Annotated in this window: 28 protein-coding genes; 18 read left to right on the forward strand and 10 right to left on the reverse strand. The window is 40.0% G+C overall.

All coding sequences use genetic code 11. The features are described from left to right. The first annotated feature begins 13 nt into the window (after positions 1-13). The 16 genes from rplX (at position 14) to rplQ (ending at position 8157) form a co-directional block, all read left to right on the forward strand. The gene (rplX, locus tag RDV53_RS04650) at positions 14-325 is read left to right on the forward strand and encodes a 50S ribosomal protein L24 (protein ID WP_005695092.1); all 312 of its coding nucleotides are present in this window, start codon (positions 14-16) and stop codon (positions 323-325) included. A gap of 17 nt (positions 326-342) precedes the next feature. Beyond that, on the forward strand, positions 343-882 hold the full coding sequence (gene rplE / locus RDV53_RS04655) for a 50S ribosomal protein L5 (RefSeq protein WP_005695093.1): 540 nt from the start codon (positions 343-345) through the stop codon (positions 880-882). An 11-nt stretch (positions 883-893) separates the two neighbouring features. Next, positions 894-1199, forward strand: coding sequence for a 30S ribosomal protein S14 (gene rpsN / locus RDV53_RS04660; RefSeq protein WP_005695094.1), 306 nt, complete (start codon positions 894-896; stop codon positions 1197-1199). Between the two features lie 36 nt (positions 1200-1235). Beyond that, complete coding sequence (rpsH, locus tag RDV53_RS04665) at positions 1236-1628, forward strand: 30S ribosomal protein S8 (protein ID WP_005625877.1); 393 nt, start codon at positions 1236-1238, stop codon at positions 1626-1628. Between the two features lie 15 nt (positions 1629-1643). Continuing rightward, entirely contained in the window at positions 1644-2177 is a 534-nt protein-coding gene (gene rplF / locus RDV53_RS04670; protein ID WP_005695095.1) for a 50S ribosomal protein L6, read from the forward strand. A 13-nt stretch (positions 2178-2190) separates the two neighbouring features. Beyond that, positions 2191-2544, forward strand: coding sequence for a 50S ribosomal protein L18 (gene rplR / locus RDV53_RS04675; protein ID WP_005695097.1), 354 nt, complete (start codon positions 2191-2193; stop codon positions 2542-2544). A 14-nt stretch (positions 2545-2558) separates the two neighbouring features. Then, the gene (rpsE, locus tag RDV53_RS04680; RefSeq protein ID WP_005695098.1) at positions 2559-3059 is read left to right on the forward strand and encodes a 30S ribosomal protein S5; all 501 of its coding nucleotides are present in this window, start codon (positions 2559-2561) and stop codon (positions 3057-3059) included. Positions 3060-3065: 6 nt separating this feature from the next. Next, on the forward strand, positions 3066-3245 hold the full coding sequence (rpmD, locus tag RDV53_RS04685) for a 50S ribosomal protein L30 (protein WP_005695099.1): 180 nt from the start codon (positions 3066-3068) through the stop codon (positions 3243-3245). Positions 3246-3248: 3 nt separating this feature from the next. Continuing rightward, positions 3249-3683, forward strand: a complete 435-nt coding sequence (gene rplO / locus RDV53_RS04690) for a 50S ribosomal protein L15 (protein ID WP_005695100.1) — start codon at positions 3249-3251, stop codon at positions 3681-3683. 7 nt (positions 3684-3690) lie between these two features. Continuing rightward, positions 3691-5016 (forward strand): preprotein translocase subunit SecY, encoded by a 1326-nt coding sequence (secY, locus tag RDV53_RS04695; protein WP_005695101.1) that lies wholly within the window; start codon positions 3691-3693, stop codon positions 5014-5016. 28 nt (positions 5017-5044) lie between these two features. Beyond that, positions 5045-5158 (forward strand): 50S ribosomal protein L36, encoded by a 114-nt coding sequence (rpmJ, locus tag RDV53_RS04700; RefSeq protein WP_005625868.1) that lies wholly within the window; start codon positions 5045-5047, stop codon positions 5156-5158. A gap of 141 nt (positions 5159-5299) precedes the next feature. After that, positions 5300-5656 carry a 30S ribosomal protein S13 gene (gene rpsM, locus RDV53_RS04705; protein WP_005548758.1) on the forward strand — a complete coding sequence of 119 codons (357 nt, stop codon included), beginning with the start codon at positions 5300-5302 and terminating at the stop codon, positions 5654-5656. A 16-nt stretch (positions 5657-5672) separates the two neighbouring features. Further along, a complete protein-coding gene (gene rpsK / locus RDV53_RS04710) occupies positions 5673-6062 on the forward strand; it encodes a 30S ribosomal protein S11 (RefSeq protein WP_005543603.1) in 390 nt (129 codons plus the stop codon). Between the two features lie 29 nt (positions 6063-6091). Continuing rightward, complete coding sequence (gene rpsD, locus RDV53_RS04715) at positions 6092-6712, forward strand: 30S ribosomal protein S4 (protein ID WP_005625866.1); 621 nt, start codon at positions 6092-6094, stop codon at positions 6710-6712. A gap of 31 nt (positions 6713-6743) precedes the next feature. Continuing rightward, a complete protein-coding gene (locus tag RDV53_RS04720; protein WP_005695102.1) occupies positions 6744-7733 on the forward strand; it encodes a DNA-directed RNA polymerase subunit alpha in 990 nt (329 codons plus the stop codon). 40 nt (positions 7734-7773) lie between these two features. After that, entirely contained in the window at positions 7774-8157 is a 384-nt protein-coding gene (gene rplQ, locus RDV53_RS04725) for a 50S ribosomal protein L17 (protein ID WP_005695104.1), read from the forward strand. Between the two features lie 56 nt (positions 8158-8213). Here the strand turns inward: rplQ and rluA are convergent, their stop codons facing one another. Next, the gene (gene rluA, locus RDV53_RS04730) at positions 8214-8873 is read right to left on the reverse strand and encodes a bifunctional tRNA pseudouridine(32) synthase/23S rRNA pseudouridine(746) synthase RluA (protein WP_005695105.1); all 660 of its coding nucleotides are present in this window, start codon (positions 8871-8873) and stop codon (positions 8214-8216) included. 1 nt (position 8874) lies between these two features. Then, the gene (rapA, locus tag RDV53_RS04735; RefSeq protein ID WP_005695106.1) at positions 8875-11637 is read right to left on the reverse strand and encodes an RNA polymerase-associated protein RapA; all 2763 of its coding nucleotides are present in this window, start codon (positions 11635-11637) and stop codon (positions 8875-8877) included. Positions 11638-11836: 199 nt separating this feature from the next. Between rapA and pnuC the strand changes: the two genes are divergently transcribed. Then, a complete protein-coding gene (gene pnuC / locus RDV53_RS04740; protein WP_032822543.1) occupies positions 11837-12520 on the forward strand; it encodes a nicotinamide riboside transporter PnuC in 684 nt (227 codons plus the stop codon). 34 nt (positions 12521-12554) lie between these two features. Here the strand turns inward: pnuC and RDV53_RS04745 are convergent, their stop codons facing one another. Beyond that, positions 12555-13253: a tRNA1(Val) (adenine(37)-N6)-methyltransferase gene (locus RDV53_RS04745; RefSeq protein WP_005695108.1), complete on the reverse strand. Its 699-nt coding sequence runs from the start codon at positions 13251-13253 to the stop codon at positions 12555-12557. Between the two features lie 70 nt (positions 13254-13323). On the opposite strand from RDV53_RS04745, the gene srmB reads away from it, so the two are divergent. Beyond that, complete coding sequence (gene srmB / locus RDV53_RS04750; RefSeq protein WP_005695110.1) at positions 13324-14655, forward strand: ATP-dependent RNA helicase SrmB; 1332 nt, start codon at positions 13324-13326, stop codon at positions 14653-14655. A gap of 39 nt (positions 14656-14694) precedes the next feature. On the opposite strand, the gene RDV53_RS04755 is transcribed toward srmB, so the two are convergent. The 7 genes from RDV53_RS04755 to RDV53_RS04785 all read right to left on the reverse strand — a co-directional run bounded on the left by RDV53_RS04755 (position 14695) and on the right by RDV53_RS04785 (position 19294). Then, positions 14695-14898: a YMGG-like glycine zipper-containing protein gene (locus RDV53_RS04755; protein WP_005695111.1), complete on the reverse strand. Its 204-nt coding sequence runs from the start codon at positions 14896-14898 to the stop codon at positions 14695-14697. A gap of 121 nt (positions 14899-15019) precedes the next feature. Next, the gene (locus RDV53_RS04760; RefSeq protein ID WP_005695113.1) at positions 15020-15340 is read right to left on the reverse strand and encodes a DUF4298 domain-containing protein; all 321 of its coding nucleotides are present in this window, start codon (positions 15338-15340) and stop codon (positions 15020-15022) included. Positions 15341-15418: 78 nt separating this feature from the next. Next, positions 15419-16873 carry a decarboxylating NADP(+)-dependent phosphogluconate dehydrogenase gene (gene gnd, locus RDV53_RS04765; protein ID WP_005695114.1) on the reverse strand — a complete coding sequence of 485 codons (1455 nt, stop codon included), beginning with the start codon at positions 16871-16873 and terminating at the stop codon, positions 15419-15421. A gap of 47 nt (positions 16874-16920) precedes the next feature. Continuing rightward, positions 16921-17445 (reverse strand): hypothetical protein, encoded by a 525-nt coding sequence (locus RDV53_RS04770; protein WP_005695115.1) that lies wholly within the window; start codon positions 17443-17445, stop codon positions 16921-16923. Between the two features lie 194 nt (positions 17446-17639). Further along, positions 17640-17900, reverse strand: coding sequence for a hypothetical protein (locus RDV53_RS04775; RefSeq protein WP_005695116.1), 261 nt, complete (start codon positions 17898-17900; stop codon positions 17640-17642). Positions 17901-18003: 103 nt separating this feature from the next. After that, positions 18004-18702: an aspartate/glutamate racemase family protein gene (locus tag RDV53_RS04780; RefSeq protein WP_005695117.1), complete on the reverse strand. Its 699-nt coding sequence runs from the start codon at positions 18700-18702 to the stop codon at positions 18004-18006. Between the two features lie 259 nt (positions 18703-18961). Beyond that, complete coding sequence (locus tag RDV53_RS04785) at positions 18962-19294, reverse strand: avidin-fold protein (protein ID WP_005695120.1); 333 nt, start codon at positions 19292-19294, stop codon at positions 18962-18964. Between the last annotated feature and the right edge of the window lie 27 nt (positions 19295-19321).

Below are 19321 nucleotides of genomic sequence, written 5' to 3' on the forward strand. Positions count from 1 at the left end.
GGAGAAGTGAGAAATGGCTGCAAAAATTCGTCAAAACGATGAAGTAATCGTACTTGCCGGTAAAGACAAAGGCAAGCGTGGCAAGGTAACTAAAGTGTTACCAAACGGTAAAGTGTTTGTTGAAGGTATCAACATCATCACTAAACATGAAAAACCAGTTCCTGCTTTAGGACAAGCTGGTGGTTTAGTGAAAAAAGAAGCGGCTATTGATGCTTCTAACGTTGCGATTTTCAATCCAAAAACAAACAAAGCTGACCGTGTAGGTTTTAGATTCGAAGACGGCAAAAAAGTACGTTTCTTCAAATCTAACAATGAAATTATCTAACAAACTGGAGTAATGCGATGGCGAAACTGCATGATTACTACAGAGATCAAGTAGTAAACGAGTTAAAAAATAAATTCGGCTACAAATCTGTCATGCAAGTCCCACGAATCGAAAAGATTACCCTGAATATGGGTGTGGGTGAAGCATTGACCGATAAGAAATTGCTAGACAACGCAGTAGCGGACTTAGCAGCAATTAGCGGTCAAAAACCTTTAGTAACTAAAGCTCGTAAATCTGTTGCTGGCTTTAAAATCCGTCAGGGATATCCAATCGGTTGTAAAGTAACACTACGCGGTGAGCGTATGTGGGAGTTCTTTGAACGTTTAATTACAATTGCTGTTCCACGTATTCGTGACTTCCGCGGTTTAAGCGCGAAATCATTTGATGGTCGTGGTAACTACAGCATGGGTGTGCGTGAACAAATCATCTTCCCTGAAATCGATTACGATAAAGTAGATCGTGTACGTGGTTTAGATATCACTATCACAACTACTGCTAAGAATGATGAAGAAGGTCAAGCACTACTTGCTGCCTTTAATTTCCCATTCCGTAAATAAGGCAGGTTATAATGGCAAAACAATCAATGAAAGCACGCGATGTAAAACGCGTTAAATTGGCTGAAAAATTCTTCGCTAAACGCGCTGAATTAAAGAAAATCATTTCTGATGTCAATGCCTCTGACGAAGATCGTTGGAATGCAGTGTTAAAATTACAAACTTTACCACGTGATTCTAGCCCTAGTCGTCAACGTAACCGTTGCCGCCAAACTGGACGTCCTCACGGCGTTTTACGTAAGTTTGGTTTAAGCCGTATTAAGGTTCGTGAAGCTGCTATGCGCGGCGAGATCCCTGGCCTTAGAAAAGCGAGCTGGTAATATACCACTTTATTTTGGAATCGGAGAAAAAGTACAATGAGTATGCAAGATCCAATCGCAGATATGTTGACCCGTATTCGTAACGGTCAAGCTGCGAACAAAGTTGCAATCAATATGCCTTCTTCCAAGCTAAAAGTGGCAATTGCCAACGTATTAGCTGCTGAAGGTTATATCGAAAGTGTTAAAGTTTTAGAAGGTGCAAAACCTGAATTGGAAATTACTTTAAAATATTTCCAAGGCAAACCGGTTGTAGAAAGCATCCAACGCGTAAGCCGTCCTGGTCTTCGTATTTACAAACGTAAAGACGAATTACCAAAAGTTATGGGTGGTTTAGGTGTTGCTGTAATTTCTACATCTAAAGGTGTTATGACTGACCGTGCAGCTCGTCAAGCGGGCTTAGGCGGTGAGATCATCTGTTACGTAGCTTAATAGAGGGGTAGGAAAATGTCTCGTGTTGCAAAGGCACCTGTTAATATTCCTGCCGGCGTTGAAGTTAAACTCGACGGTCAGCTATTAACAGTAAAAGGAAAAAATGGCGAGTTATCTCGCACAATTCATCACTCAGTTGAAGTTAAACAAGATAATGGTCAATTTACTTTCACTCCACGTGAAGGTTTTGTTGAAGCGAATGCTCAATCGGGTACAGCTCGTGCATTAGTTAATGCAATGGTTATCGGTGTTACTGAAGGCTTCACTAAGAAATTACAACTAGTGGGTGTTGGTTACAGAGCTCAAATTAAAGGCAACGCAGTTGCATTAAGTTTAGGTTTCTCTCACCCTGTGGAGCACACTTTACCAGCAGGTATTACTGCAGAATGCCCTTCACAAACGGAAATCGTTTTAAAAGGTGCAGACAAGCAGTTAATTGGTCAAGTTGCAGCAGATATTCGTGCTTATCGCCGTCCTGAGCCTTATAAAGGTAAAGGTGTACGTTACTCTGATGAAGTAGTACGTATGAAAGAGGCTAAGAAGAAATAATTAAGGTAACACTATGGATAAGAAATCAGCTCGTATCCGTCGTGCAGCTCGTGCACGTCATATGATGAGAGAGCAAGGTGTAACTCGTCTAGTTATTCACCGTACTCCGCGTCATATCTACGCACAAGTTATTGCACCAAACGGTTCAGAAGTGCTTGCCGCTGCTTCAACTGTTGAAAAAGCAATTCGTGAGCAAGTTAAATATACCGGTAATAAAGATGCCGCAGCAGTAGTAGGTAAACTTGTTGCTGAGCGTGCATTAGCAAAAGGCGTTAAAGACGTTGCTTTTGACCGTTCCGGTTTTAAATATCATGGTCGTGTCCAAACTTTAGCGGACGCTGCACGTGAAGCTGGTCTACAGTTCTAATGAGGTAAATTGAGATGTCAAACATCGAAAAACAAGCTGGTGAACTGCAAGAGAAGCTAATCGCAGTAAACCGTGTATCAAAAACTGTAAAAGGTGGTCGTATTATGAGCTTTACTGCTTTAACAGTAGTAGGCGATGGTAACGGTCGCGTAGGTTTTGGTTATGGTAAAGCTCGTGAAGTTCCGGCAGCGATCCAAAAAGCGATGGAAAAAGCACGTCGCAATATGATTAATGTCGCTTTAAACGAAGGTACATTACAACACCCAGTTAAAGGTGTTCACACTGGTTCTCGCGTATTTATGCAACCAGCTAGCGAAGGTACAGGTATCATCGCCGGTGGTGCAATGCGTTCAGTGTTAGAAGTTGCTGGTGTACGTAACGTTCTTTCTAAAGCGTATGGTTCAACCAACCCAATCAACGTTGTTCGTGCAACTATTGATGCATTAGCAAATATGAAATCACCAGAAATGGTTGCTGCTAAACGTGGCAAAACCGTTGATGAAATTTTGGGGTAATTGATAATGGCTAAAACTATTAAAGTAACTCAAGTTCGTAGCTCAATTGCTCGTTTACCGAAGCACAAAGTTACCTTGCGTGGTCTTGGTCTTCGCCATATGCACCATACTGTTGAGTTAATCGATACTCCGGCAGTACGTGGTATGATTAACCAAGTTTCATATATGGTTAAAGTGGAGGAGTAAGAGATGCGTTTAAATACTCTATCTCCGGCTGAAGGTGCTAAGCACAGCGCAAAACGCCTTGGTCGTGGTATTGGTTCAGGTTTAGGAAAAACTGGTGGTCGTGGTCATAAAGGTCAGAAATCTCGTACTGGCGGCGGTGTTCGTCGTGGTTTCGAGGGTGGCCAAATGCCATTATACCGTCGTTTACCAAAATTTGGTTTCACTTCAATGAAATCAGCTGTAACTGCTGAAGTTCGTTTAAACGAATTAACAAAAGTTGAAGGAAATGTTGTCACTTTAGAAGCATTAAAAGCTGCAAACATTTTAACTAAAGATATTCAATTCGCTAAAGTTATCTTAGCTGGTGAAGTGAAATCTGCAGTTACTGTGCGTGGTTTACGTGTAACTAAAGGTGCAAAAGCAGCAATCGAAGCTGCTGGCGGTTCAGTTGAGGAATAATTAGCAAATGGCTAAACAACCAGGTTATCAAAGCAGAAGTACTAATAGTGGTACTGGTGAACTAAAAAGCAGATTGCTTTTTGTATTAGGTGCACTTATCGTTTATCGTATTGGTTCTTTTATTCCGCTTCCTGGTATTGATGCCGCCGTGCTAGCTCAATTAGTTGAACAACAAAAAGGCACCATCATTGATATGTTAAACATGTTCTCTGGTGGTGCATTGAGCCGAGCATCAATTTTAGCATTAGGTATCATGCCGTATATCTCAGCATCTATCGTAATGCAATTGCTTGCGACGGTTTCGCCTGCTTTAGCAGAATTGAAAAAAGAAGGCGCAGCAGGACAAAGAAAAATCACCAAGTATACTCGTTATGCAACGGTGGTTTTTGCTACTATCCAAGCTATCGCAATTTCTACCGGTTTACCGAATATGTTGCCACAGTTAGTGCCAAATATCGGTTTTACTTTTTACTTCACTGCAGTAGTGAGTCTTGTAACCGGAACCATGTTCTTAATGTGGTTAGGTGAGCAAATTACTGAAAGAGGTATTGGTAACGGTATCTCAATTCTTGTTTTTGGTGGTATTGTTGCAGGATTGCCGCATGCAATCATCGAAACAGTTGAGCAAGCTCGTCAAGGACAAATGCATCCTTTAGTTCTTCTACTAATCGCTGCTATTGTTTTTGCAGTAACTTATTTTGTTGTCTTCGTAGAACGTGGACAACGTAGAATTCGTGTTGAATATGCTAAGCGTCAACAAGGACGTCAAATTTTAGGTGGTCATTCAACTCACTTACCATTAAAAGTTAATATGGCAAACGTAATGCCAGCAATTTTTGCTTCAAGCATTATTTTATTCCCAGCTACATTGACACAATGGTTTGGTCAGAATGATAAGTTTGAGTGGTTAAATGACTTATCAATGTTGTTGAATCCTGGACAACCTTTATATCTTCTTGTTTATGCGGTAGCGATTATTTTCTTCAGTTTCTTCTATACTGCAATGCAATATAATCCACGTGATACAGCAGATAATCTAAAAAAATCTGGTGCATTTATCCCAGGAATTAGACCAGGTGAACAAACATCACGTTACATTGATAAAGTAATGACTCGCTTAACATTAATTGGCGGTCTTTATGTAACGTTCGTATGTTTAGTCCCTTATATTATGACATCAGCATGGGATGTTAAATTCTACTTCGGTGGTACTTCCTTATTAATCGTTGTTGTTGTAATTATGGATTTTATCGTGCAAGTTCAGAGTCACTTAATGTCGTCTCAATATGAATCTGCGTTAAAAAAAGCAAACCTTAAAGGTTTTGGACAGTAATTGTTCATTTAAGTAAAAAGGATAAGCAATGAAAGTTCGTGCTTCCGTTAAGAAGATGTGTCGTAACTGTAAAATTGTTAAACGTGAAGGTGTTGTTCGCGTGTTGTGTAGCGACCCTAAACATAAACAACGTCAAGGTTAATTAACATTTCTTCTTGCAAAGAACCAGTTGAGTAGTTATACTACTCAACTCATTTATGTCCTTGGTATTCTGTTTGAGTATCCTGAAAACGGGCTTTTCAAGATCAGAATACCAAATTAGTTAAAATAATAGGAGTGCATAGTGGCCCGTATTGCAGGCATTAACATTCCTGATCACAAACACGCTGTAATCGCTTTAACTGCAATTTACGGTATCGGTAAAACTCGTTCTAAAAGCATTTGTGCTGCAGCGGGTATTGCTGAAGATGTTAAGATCAGCGAATTGTCTGAAGAGCAGATTGACAAACTGCGTGACGAAGTTGGTAAATTTACCGTTGAAGGTGACTTACGTCGTGAAGTAACACTAAACATCAAACGTCTTTTAGACTTAGGTTGTTACCGTGGTTTACGTCATCGTCGTAGTTTACCGGTACGTGGTCAACGTACTAAAACTAATGCGCGTACCCGTAAGGGTCCACGTAAGCCGATCAAAAAATAGTCGGGGTAAATAAAGAATGGCTAAAACACCAGTTCGTGCACGTAAACGTGTAAAAAAACAAGTTGTAGATGGCGTAGCACACATTCACGCATCTTTCAATAACACAATCGTTACCATTACTGACCGTCAAGGTAATGCTTTAGCTTGGGCTACAGCAGGTGGTTCAGGTTTCCGTGGTTCTCGTAAATCTACCCCGTTCGCTGCACAAGTTGCTGCAGAACGTTGTGCTGAAATCGTTAAAGAATTCGGCTTAAAGAACTTGGAAGTTATGGTTAAAGGTCCGGGTCCGGGTCGTGAATCAACAATCCGTGCATTAAATGCAGCGGGTTTCCGTATCACGAACATCACTGATGTGACTCCGATTCCTCATAACGGTTGTCGTCCACCGAAAAAACGTCGTGTTTAATGGCGTAATAGGATAGTTGGAGAAAGAAAATGGCAAGATATTTGGGCCCTAAACTCAAGCTCAGCCGTCGTGAAGGCACTGATTTATTTCTTAAATCAGGTGTGCGTGCGATTGATTCAAAATGTAAAATTGATACAGCACCAGGTCAACACGGTGCTCGTAAACCGCGTTTGTCTGACTATGGTAGTCAATTACGTGAAAAACAAAAAGTTCGTCGTATCTATGGTATTTTAGAACGTCAATTCCGTAACTACTATAAAGAAGCAAACCGTTTAAAAGGTAATACTGGTGAAAACTTACTAGTATTATTAGAAGGTAGATTGGATAACGTTGTTTATCGCATGGGATTTGCTGCAACTCGCGCAGAAGCTCGTCAATTAGTGAGCCACAAAGCGATTGTCGTAAATGGTCGTGTTGTAAATATCCCATCTTTCCAAGTTTCTGTAAATGATGTTGTTGCTGTTCGTGAGAAATCTAAAAAACAAGCACGTATTAAAGCATCATTAGAATTAGCAGAACAAAGAGAAAAACCAACTTGGTTAGAAGTTGATTCTGCAAAAATGGAAGGTGTGTTCAAACGTGTTCCTGAACGTTCTGATTTATCAGCAGACATTAACGAACATCTGATCGTTGAGCTTTACTCTAAATAATAGTTAAGCTTAAAAGCAAAGAGAGGATAAAATGCAGGGTTCTGTTACAGAATTTTTAAAGCCACGCTTAGTAGATATCGAGCAAATTAGCTCTACTCATGCTAAGGTGATCTTAGAACCGTTAGAGCGTGGCTTTGGTCATACTCTAGGGAATGCATTACGTCGTATCCTTCTGTCTTCAATGCCAGGTTGTGCTGTAACTGAAGTAGAAATTGATGGCGTACTGCACGAATATAGTAGTAAAGAAGGTGTTCAGGAAGATATTCTTGAAGTTCTTTTAAACCTTAAAGGTCTAGCGGTTAAAGTACAGAATAAAGATGATGTTATTCTGACATTAAATAAATCTGGAATTGGCCCTGTTGTTGCAGCAGATATCACCCACGATGGTGATGTTGAGATTGTTAATCCATCACATGTAATCTGTCACTTAACAGACGAAAACGCATCTATCAATATGCGTATTCGTGTTCAACGTGGTAGAGGTTATGTACCGGCATCTGCTCGTACTCATTCACAAAATGAAGATCGTCCAATCGGTCGTTTATTAGTAGACGCTTGTTATAGCCCGGTTGACCGTATTGCTTACAATGTTGAAGCAGCACGTGTTGAACAACGTACTGACTTAGATAAACTAGTTATCGAGTTAGAAACTAACGGGACTATTGATCCGGAAGAAGCAATTCGTCGTGCAGCAACAATTTTAGCAGAGCAACTCGATGCATTCGTTGATTTGCGTGATGTTCGTCAACCTGAAGTCAAGGAAGAAAAACCGGAATTCGATCCGATTTTATTACGTCCTGTTGATGACTTAGAGTTGACAGTTCGTTCTGCTAACTGTTTGAAAGCAGAAACAATTCACTATATCGGTGACTTAGTACAACGTACAGAAGTTGAGTTATTAAAAACGCCTAATCTTGGTAAGAAGTCTCTTACTGAAATTAAAGACGTTCTCGCTTCACGTGGCTTGTCACTTGGTATGCGCCTTGAGAATTGGCCACCAGCAAGTATTGCTGAAGACTAGTTTGGTCATAGGTTAAGATTTTTCTGAGAAGGATAAGATCATGCGCCATCGTAAGAGTGGTCGTCAACTAAACCGTAATAGCAGCCATCGCCAAGCGATGTTCCGTAACTTAGCAAGTGCTTTAGTTAGTCATGAAATCATCAAGACTACTTTACCAAAAGCTAAAGAATTACGTCGTGTAGTTGAACCGTTAATTACATTAGCAAAAGAAGATAGCGTTGCAAACCGTCGTTTAGCATTCGCTCGTACTCGTAACATTGAAACTGTTGCGAAATTATTCAATGAATTAGGTCCACGTTTTGCTCAACGTGCAGGTGGTTACACCCGTATCTTAAAATGTGGTTTCCGTGCAGGTGACAACGCTCCAATGGCATACATTGAGTTAGTTGATCGTCCAGAAGTTGCTGAAGCAGCAGCGGAATAATAATTTGTTATAAAATAAAAAGGCTCACATTAGTGAGCCTTTTTTATATTTCATTTCTAGAATTCAGCTTCAGCTCTGAATGTCATTTTTTCACCTGTGATGGGGTGCGTAATCGTAAGTTCTTCTGCATGTAAGCATAGGCGAGGTGACATCGCTTTAGCTTGTGGGTGAGAATAAAATTTGTCACCTAAAATAGGATGTCCTAGTGCGAGTGTATGTAAACGTAGTTGATGTGAACGTCCTGTGATTGGTGTCAGTTTTACTCGAGTGCAGTTAGTCGGTAATCTTTCTAGAACTTCATAAAACGTGACCGCTCTTTTACCAAATACAAAATCAATGCGTTGACGCGGGCGATTTTCCCAATCACAAATCATAGGAAGATTAATTTCCCCACTATCTTGTTCTAAGTGTCCCCACACTAATGCTTGATAATATTTTTTGGGCTCACGTTCACGGAATTGACGTTTTAACTCTTTATCTGCTGCTTTACTCAATGCAAACAGAATAATCCCACTAGTGGCCATATCTAAACGGTGTGCGGGTTCACAAAATCCAAATTTCTCTTTCACCCGGCTCATAGCACTGTCATAGTATTCAGGTTGATTGCCAGGAACTGAAAGTAAACCGCTTGGTTTATTTACCACGCAGATATGATTATCTTGGTAGATAATATCTAAATACGGTTCTAAAGGGGGATGGTATTCAATAAGTGCCATATTATTCCTTGTTTGTCATTATTACCCGAAGGCTATCTAACCGCCAGCTTGCTTTACTTAACTCTTCCAGAGAAAGCACACGTTGTTTTTCTAATACATTAATTTCCGCTTGGCGAATATTTTTATTTACTGCTTTCAAGGCTATAAGTCTATTGAGCTCAGCGCTCAATGTTTGATCTGCCAATCTACTGGCTTCTTGAATTTTAGCTTGTGCGATTTCAGTCATTTTTTGATCGCCTATTTTTATTAATTGCTCAATATTTGGACGAGCCATTTTGACCATTTTATTCGCAATGTCTTTGCTTAGCGGCTTAAGTTTATTTTGCAACGTATTAAAGTTGACTTGTTCGGCAAGATTGTTTCCTTTGCTATCCAGTAATAATCGAACAGGTGTAGGCGGAAGAAAACGATTTAGTTGCAAACCTTTTGGTGATTGGCTTTCAATCACATAAATCAATTCAACCAAAAGAGTGCCTGCAGGTAGCTGTTTATTAACTAATAATGCCATCGACGCTTTGCCAATGTCACTAGAAGCGATTAAATCAATGCCTTGACGTATCATTGGATGATCCCAGGTAAGAAATTCTAATTCCTCACGAGCAAGGGCAAGTTGTCGGTCAAAGGTTACTGTGACACCTTCTTCTTTTAGTCCTGGGAAATCAGGAACAAGCATGGTGCCCGTTGGTGTGATAACAATGCTGTTTTCACCTAAATCATCTTGTTCTAGGCCAATAATATCAAATAAATTCAGTACAAAATCGACTAATTGTGGCGAATTATCTGTTTGAGCAATTTCTGCCGCAAGTCGTTGTGCTTTTTCACCACCATTAGAATTTAATTCTAACAAACGATCACGACCTTTTTCCAAGGCTAAACGCAATGCTTTTGCTTGTTTTTGCGTTTGGAGAATGAGTTGCTCAAAATCTGCTTTATTTTCTGACCGCACTTTTAATAAAGTTTCATATTGTTCAAACAATGCCATACCAATAGGGCAAGTTTGTTCAAAAGCATTTAATCCTTCATGATACCAACGTGCTAAATCTTGCTGTGCAGAACCTGATAGGCAGGGTACATAAATTTGTACGTCTCGCATTTGCCCGATGCGATCTAAACGGCCAATACATTGCTCAAGTAAGTCAGGATTTTCTGGTAAATCGAAGAGTACGAGATGACAAGCAAATTGGAAATTTCTGCCTTCAGAACCAATGCTTGAACTCAGTAAAACTTGTGCGCCATTATCAGTATCTGCAAAATAAGCCGCCGCGCGATCTCGTTCAATAATCGACATTCTCTCATGGAAAACGGCACTGCGAATGGCTTCTTTTTCTCGTAAAATTTGCTCAAGTTGAATTGCCGTTTGTGCTGTTTTACAAATGACTAAGATTTTTTCATTTCGGTGTGATTTTAGAAAATCAATTAACCAATGAATTTTTTCGTCTACTTCAGCTGCATCAATTGTTACTTGGTGATAAACCCGATGTGGAAAACCTTTTACACCTTGGCGTGTGTTACGAAATAAAATACGGCTTGTGCCATGTCGATCGATGAGATTTTGAATGAGTTCTTGTCGTGCCGCTTGCTTTTCGTCGTCATTGTGACAGTCTAAGGCTTTAAATAATGGTTCGACATCCTGCTCATGAAGTAAATCAGAAATATGATTTTTTTCGACCGCACTTAGCGGCTTCTCTGAAAGCAATGATTGCACTGCATCCGCAACAGGCTGATAGTTTTCTTGTTCCTTCAAGAACGCTTGGTAATCATAAAAACGTTCAGGATCAAGTAAGCGTAAACGTGCAAAATGGCTTTCCAAGCCCAGTTGTTCAGGCGTTGCGGTAAGTAATAAAACAGATGGAATAGCGTTTGCTAATTGTTCCACCAATAAATAAGCTGCACTCGGCGCATTTTCAGACCAAGCCAAATGATGTGCTTCATCGACAATTAAACAGTCAAATTCAGCTTCAATGGCTTGTTGTACGCGATGAGGGTGAGCTTTCAACCAGTCTAGTGCACAGATAATTAAGCTTTCCGTGCTAAATGGATTAATGGCTTGTTCGGCAAAATCTTCACAACGTTCTTCATCAAATAATGAAAAATGTAAATTAAAACGACGAAGCATTTCGACAAGCCATTGATGTTGCAAGGTCTCCGGTACAATAATTAACACACGTTGTACTTTTTCAGCAAAAAGCTGGTTTTGCAAAATCATCCCCGCTTCAATGGTTTTACCTAACCCCACTTCATCCGCTAAGAGCACACGAGGATTGATACGATTTCCTACCTCTTGCGCAATATGAAGCTGATGAGGAATTAAACCCGCACGATTACCTCGTAAGCCTCGCAAAGGCGATTGAAATTGAGCTTGTTGATGCAGAAGGGTTTGATAGCGCAACGCAAAATGTTCACTGCGGTCAATTTGCGATGAAAAGAGGCGATCTTTCGCTTGGCTAAAGGAGATAATCGGAGAAAGTTCTTTTTCATTGACGATAATCTCTTCGCCTTGCATATTTTTGACTAAATAAAATAAGAGACCATTCATTTCTTGAATATCGAGGACTTTACCTTGCCAACCAGCTTGGTGATGAAGTTGTTCTCCTTTATTTAATGCAATTCGGGTTAATGGCGCTTGTGCCACCGCATAAATTCGGGTTTCATCCGAGGCAGGAAAGTGAAGGGTTACAGAACGGAAATTTAAGGCGGTAATCATCCCTAATCCGAGGCTATTTTCTGTTTCGCTAATCCAACGTTGACCGATTGCAAATGACATTATCTTCCTCTTAATGAATCTCTTAAAATGGGCCGATATTGTAGTCTGATTATAAGGGAATGCAAGGTGAAGACGAGTAAAAGCATGAAAAGTAAAGTGTGATTTTTCTCACAATAATTAAATTAAATATCACCTAAGCTTTACTTTAAAAAAGTGCGGTGTAAAAATGGCATACTTTTTCATAAAACAGGAGTGTTCCATGAATTGGACAGAACGACTTAAAGAAGAATTTTTATCCGGTTGGAAGCCTTTTGAAGTGGCATGGGTAGTTATTTTCCTTGCTGCGCAAATTATTGCTTATGTTCTTGCACCAGATAGCCCATTAGGCATGATTTCGGGTATTGCAGGTATTCTCTGTGTGGTATTGGTGAGTAAAGGAAAAATTAGCAATTATTTCTTTGGGCTTATTTTTGCTTACACCTATTTTTATGTTGCCTGGGGAAACAATTTCCTTGGTGAAATGAATACGGTGCTCTATGTGTATATCCCATCACAATTTATCGGCTATTTTATGTGGAAACAACACATGCAAAATGATAATGGTGGTGAAAGTGTAATTGCAAAAGCCTTGACGCCAAAAGGTTGGGCAATGTTACTCGTGAGTGTTGGGATTGGTACATTCTGCTTTGTGCAGGCTTTAAAAGCAGCGGGTGGGAGCTCTACAGGATTAGATGGTTTAACCACAATTATCACTGTAGCGGCGCAATTATTGATGATTTTGCGTTATCGTGAGCAATGGTTATTGTGGATTGTCTTAAATGTGCTTTCCATTTTACTTTGGGCAGAGCAGCCAGCGATGTACTTAATGTATAGTGCTTACTTACTTAACTCATTATATGGTTATTACAACTGGACGAAACTCGTCAAAGCGGAAAGCCACTAATCACATCAATAAAAAAGGGCATAGTAATATGCCCTTACATTTTCAAATAGAATGCCTTCGTTAACGCAATAAATGCTTCGGTGTACTGATTGTTTTCATCATAAATCACCAAGCTATCTTTTACCTGTGGCAAATTCTCTCGGCTAAACGTGAGCAACATCCGCTGTGGATCTTTTCCTATTTTTGTAATGACATCCGTCTGCTTGATGCAATAAAGTGCGGTTGAATTTATCAATGTTTTTCCCGCCTCATAAGGCAAGACAAAACTGATTTTTCCTTTTTCGGATAAACAACTTGCCGCCCAATTTAGCCAATCTAAATGACTTTGTTGAACATAACGGGCAAGTGCACGCTCATCATTTTTACATTCCACACCTTGCGTAAAATAAGGCGGATTCGCCACAATTAAATCATATTGATGTGCTGTTTTTTGGCAATAAGTTTGCACATCTTGGTGTGTTAAATGAAGGCGATTGTGCCATGGTGAGGCCTTAAAGTTTTCTTGCGCTTGTTGTGCTGCAAGGGGATCAAGTTCAATGGCTTCAATTTGACAATACTCATGACTTCGTTGGGCGAGCATTAATGCAACCAAGCCTGTGCCAGTCCCCATATCAAGAATACGCTGACAATCAGACACATCCGCCCAAGCACCAAGTAAAATGCCATCTGTGCCGACTTTCATTGCACAATGTTGTTGATTAATATGGAATTGTTTGAAGGTAAAGCTGCCCATAAAATCTTGCGGAAAATGACCGCACTTTCAGGTATAATCAGCCACAATTTTAACAAATTAACGCAAAATAATGAATTTATCCCCATTTGAAGAATTCGATCTTTCCCCCGAATTATTAAAAGCCTTAGAAAAGAAAGGCTACACCCGTCCAACTGCAATTCAATTAGAAGCGATCCCCGCTGCCATGGAAGAGCGAGATGTGCTCGGTTCTGCACCAACAGGTACAGGGAAAACAGCCGCATTTTTATTGCCTGCGATTCAGCATTTATTGGATTATCCGCGTCGTAAGCCAGGCGCGCCTCGCATTTTAATTTTAACGCCAACCCGTGAGTTGGCAATGCAGGTTGCAGAGCAAGCGGAAGAGTTGGCGCAATTCACGCATTTGAAGATAGCTACCATTACCGGCGGCGTGGCTTATCAAAATCATGGGGAAGTATTTAATTCAAATCAGGATATCGTGGTGGCAACACCGGGGCGTTTATTGCAATACATCAAAGAAGAGAACTTTGATTGTCGTGCGGTAGAAATGCTGATTTTTGATGAAGCAGATCGCATGTTGCAAATGGGCTTTGGCCAAGATGCAGAGAAAATTGCCGCTGAAACACGTTGGCGTAAACAAACTCTTCTTTTCTCTGCCACATTAGAAGGGGAGTTATTAGTTGATTTTGCAGAACGTTTATTAAATGATCCGGTAAAAATTGATGCCGAGCCAAGCCGTCGTGAGCGTAAAAAAATCAACCAGTGGTATTATCACGCCGATAGCAATGAACATAAAATTAAGTTACTTGCACGTTTTATCGAAACTGAGAAAGTGAGCCGTGGTATTGTATTTGTTCGTCGTCGCGAAGATGTACGAGAACTTTCTGACACTTTGCGTAAACGTGGCATTCGCTCTACTTATCTAGAAGGCGATATGGCACAAACGCAACGTAATAACGCTATTGATAAATTGAAATCAGGTGTTGTTACGGTGTTAGTGGCTACTGATGTGGCTGCTCGCGGGATTGATATTGATGATGTGACGCATGTCATGAACTTCGATTTACCTTACAGTGCAGATACATATTTGCATCGTATTGGTCGTACCGCTCGTGCAGGAAAAAAAGGCACGGCTGTTTCTTTTGTTGAAGCACATGATTACAAATTGCTCGGTAAAATTAAACGCTACACGGAAGAGCTTTTGAAAGCTCGTATTTTAGAAGGCTTAGAACCTCGTACCAAACCACCAAAAGATGGGGAAGTAAAATCTATGTCTAAAAAACAAAAAGCACGAATTAAAGAAAAGCGTGAAGAAAAGAAAAAGTCAGAGGTGAAGAAGAAAACCAAACTTCGTCATAAAGATACGAAAAACATTGGTAAACGCCGTAAACCAAGCGCAGAAAAAGCAACAGAGAAACAATAAAAAAATAGCCGCACTCATTAAGTGCGGTTATTTTTTTGACTATTTATGAACTTGGCTACCGATTAAGCCACCTAATGCGGCACCGCCTAATGTCGTTGCGGCATTACCGCCAATCATATAGCCTGCTGCGCCACCAATAGCCGCGCCAGCTGTTGTATTTTTTTGAGTGCGACTCATATTCCCACATGCTGCAAGGGAAATAACAGTCATCGCGATAACAAGTGATTTTCCAATTAATTTCATAGGATCTCTCCGTGTTTAACATATAAAACTATCTATCATGATAGTAATCCGTAAGACAAACAGAGATGAATGAAAGTTCAGAAATATGCTTTTTCGATGATTTTTTAAACAACCAGATGTATTAATCTTTCGTTTGATCTAATACTTTCGCAACGACTTTCAGATATTCAATTGCCAAACTATGATGTCCCGTACTCGCATTAAACACTAAATCTTCACTTAATACACCACAAGGCATATCCTCTGGGATCTTACCGTCCTCATAAGCTTGATAATCGTCTCGCCAGTCACCATCAAAATAATAGTGTTCTAAGGTTTTCATTTTGGGTAAGAAGACTTGCCATTTTTCAAGTAATTGTTCCGCTTCGACTAAGAAACTTTCCGCTTCATTGAGAAGGTTTTCCATTTCTGAAATTTTATCTAAGCGTGATTGAGATAACATAGGTTTCTCCAAAATAAGGTAAAAATAAACCGCACTTTATGCGAACAAAGTGCGGTGAGTTTATCACGAGTTTTTTACTTACACATCATAAGTAGTGGATGCAGTGTTACCGCCATGACCTGTCCAGTTGGTGTGGAAGAATTCACCGCGTGGTTTGTCGGTACGCTCATAAGTATGTGCGCCGAAGTAGTCACGTTGTGCCTGCAATAAGTTTGCTGGTAAACGGGCTGACGTGTAACCATCTAAGAAGGTAATAGCTGATGCCATACAAGGCATTGGAATGCCTACTTCGATAGATTTTGCGACCACTTTACGCCAGTCACTTAATGCGTTTTCTAAAATGCCTTTGAAGTAACTATCTGAACCTAAGAAGATTAAATCTGGGTTCGCTTCATATGCATCACGAATGTTACCTAAGAAACGGCTACGGATAATACAACCTTCACGCCATAACAACGCTGTTGCGCCGTAGTTGATGTTCCAGCCAAATTGTTCAGAGGCTTCGCGAATCAGCATAAAGCCTTGTGCGTAAGAAATGATTTTTGATGCTAATAAGGCTTTACGTACTGCTTCAATCCACACTTTTTTGTCACCTTCAACCGGTTGAATTGTTTTGCCAAATAATTGATTAGCGGCAACACGTTGATCTTTAAATGAAGAGACGCAACGAGCAAAGACAGATTCAGTGATTAAGGTTAATGGAATACCGAAATCTAATGCATTGATACCCGTCCATTTACCTGTCCCTTTTTGACCTGCTGTATCTAAGATTTTTTCAACTAATGGCTCACCATCGGCATCTTTATAACCAAGAATATCGGTGGTGATATCGATTAAATAGCTATCTAGTTCAGTTTTTTTCCATTCTGCGAAGATAGCTTGCATTTCTTCATAGCTTAAGCCTAAACCTTCTTTTAAGAATTGGTAAGCTTCACAGATTAATTGCATATCGCCATATTCGATACCATTGTGAACCATTTTCACAAAGTGGCCAGCGCCTTCACCGCCAACCCAGTCACAGCAAGGTTCGCCTTGTTCGGTTTTAGCAGAGATTGCTTGGAAGATTGGTTTAACATATGGCCATGCTTCGTGGTTACCTCCCGGCATGATAGATGGTCCGTGACGAGCACCTTCTTCACCGCCCGAAACACCCGAACCGATAAAGCGAATGCCTTTTTCAGCCAATGCTTTAACACGACGGTTGGTGTCCGGATAGTTTGAGTTACCGCCATCAATAATGATGTCGCCTTCTTCTAAGTGCGGTAGTAATGCATCAATGAATTGATCCACCACCTCACCCGCACGCACCATTAACATCACTTTGCGCGGTTTTTCTAATTTAGCGGCTAAATCTTCTAAAGAGTATGCGCCGATAATGTTTGTGCCTTTTGCCGCACCTTGTAAAAACTCATCCACTTTGGATGTGGTACGGTTATACGCCACCACTTTAAACCCGTGGTCGTTCATATTTAAAATGAGGTTTTGCCCCATTACGGCTAAGCCGATAACACCGATGTCGCCTTTTACTGACATTGTTTTCTCCTGTTTGTAGGGTGCAACTTATGGCACCGATTTGAATATTAAAATAATGTAATCATAAACTCTGTTTTAGGTATTGGGTAAGTAAAAACAAATTTTGAATCAAAATCTCTAAGATATTTTCTTATCGTTTCATCTTCGACTTTACTATGAATACCTAAACACCATAAAAATCTATCTGTTGGACGATTGCTTTCTCTAATCTGATCATATTTTTCAATATCAGAAAGCATTCGTCTTATACATTCTGAAGCACTGCGATGTTGTTTTATCTCAATAGGAATTGGACTATGCGCCTTTTTCTGTCTAATGAGTAAATCAATAGCACAACAATCTCTTAATTTATTTTTTCTTTTATCTAAGTCATATCGTATTTCTCTTGAAAACTCCGATACCTCATCAGGTAATGAATTAAGATAAATCATTAATTCAACTTGTAACCAAATCTCCCAACCTGTAATGCTTAATTCATCAAATTGATTCAACTTACTTTTTATTTCATTTCTATCAAAGAATTTTTTAAAAATCCTTTTTAGAAATTCGAAATCTTTCTCAAGTTTAGTCATTAAATATGAACTCAAATTATTAAATGAATAAATTAAATCCTAACCTCACGATGGAGGCGTCTCCCGACGCATGCCCATACAGCGAGTAACTAGCGCGCGTCAGGAGACGCGCGCTATCTAATCCCCCAAAAGTGCGGTCATTTTTCTAACCGTTTTTAGTTTTCTCGACGGATTGGCAAAACCGCCGACATTAATTAACCAAAAATCGCTTTTAATTGTGCTTTATCTAAAATCACATCGCCGTTTTCAAGTACCAGTGCCGGGATGCCGATATAGCCGTTTCTCTTGGCATCATCGAAAGCCGGATGGTTATCACGCAGTTTTAGAAAGGCTTTGAAATTTAAACGGTCGCCGGCCATATCCAAGGCATCATATTCAACATGTAACGCTTTTAATTCCTCGACAAACGGTTCGGTGTCGGGGCACCAAGGGGCAAAATATAAAATAGGTTTCATTGTTATTCCCTCACATAGCGCACGTTTCCTAACGTGTGCCTTTATCTACAAGCACACGCTATGAAGCGTGCGCTATCAAAATCCCAAAAGTGCGGTCGTTTTTTCAAACGTTTTTTCCTAACACAAAATCCGCCGCCATTTGAGAATGCAATTTAGCCGTGTCGAAAAACGGCAATGGCGAGTCGCTTTGATTAACCAACAATCCGATTTCCGTACACCCTAAAATTACGCCTTCTGCCCCCTGATTTTTCAATTTATCAATGATTTTTAAATAAAATGCTTTTGATGTCGGTAAAAATTTACCCACACAAAGCTCATCAAAAATAATTCGATGGATTTCGTTTTGAGTTTCATCAATTGGCACAATCGGCATAATGCCTCTCTGCTGTAAACCGTCGCGATAAAAATTATCGCTCATAGTAAATTTTGTACCGAGCAAAGCCACTTTATTTAAGCCTCGCGATTTAATAGCATCTGCCGTAGCATCTAAAATATGCAAAAACGGAATTGAAATAGCTTGTTCAATTTGTGGTGCAACTTTATGCATGGTATTGGTGGCAAGCACAATACCCTCTGCACCAATCATCTCTAATTTTTTTCCTGCTTCAGCGAGAATCTCTCCGGCTCGTTGCCATTCACTTTGTTTCTGGCATTGCACAATTTCTTCAAATTCCACACTCACCATGACAATAGGCGCAGAAATATTCCCGCCTTTTTTCTGATTCACTAAACGATTGATCTCAGTGTAATAAGTTGCCGTACTTTCCGGGCTCATTCCACCGATAATACCTAATATTTTCATATCACCTTCCTATGATGGTGCACGTTTCCCAACGTGTGCCTTTATCTACAAGCACAGGCTATGAAGCGCACACTATCAGAAATCTATCTTCTTGCTACGCAAAAGTGCGGTCATTTTTTCAATTATTTTTTATTTACGCTGGCGCGCGTCTCCCGACGCGTGCCTTACAAATTTAGTAAGTTATCAGCACGCGTCAGGAGACGCGCGCTATCTAAGGGTATAAGAAGCTTGTTTCAGATATCCTATAGCAAAACTTCTTTTAAATTTCTCTAATTAAAGAGCTACCTTGCTCTAACGTATCTAGCCACTGCCATTTTTCATGACCGATGAGTTTACTTTCTTCTAAAGAAAATGTTGTATAGCAACGCCCCAAACGATTTTCTAGAGATTGATTTAAATGTTGATACGTAAATTCAATTTGAGTATCGTCAACCCATTTCCCAATTAAAAAGCCTTTTAAAATTTCACCGCCACCATATTCGGCCCAAATCATTTTACCTTGTTGATGGTAATGAAATTCTGTTTGGCTACTCACCTCACCATTTACGGTGTTTTCAACAGCAACAAATTTTTTATTATCTAAATTCAACATTAAAGTCACTCTGCATCTAATTCATCT

The sequence above is a fragment of the Haemophilus parainfluenzae ATCC 33392 genome (assembly GCF_031191205.1).
GTDB lineage: Bacteria > Pseudomonadota > Gammaproteobacteria > Enterobacterales > Pasteurellaceae > Haemophilus_D > Haemophilus_D parainfluenzae.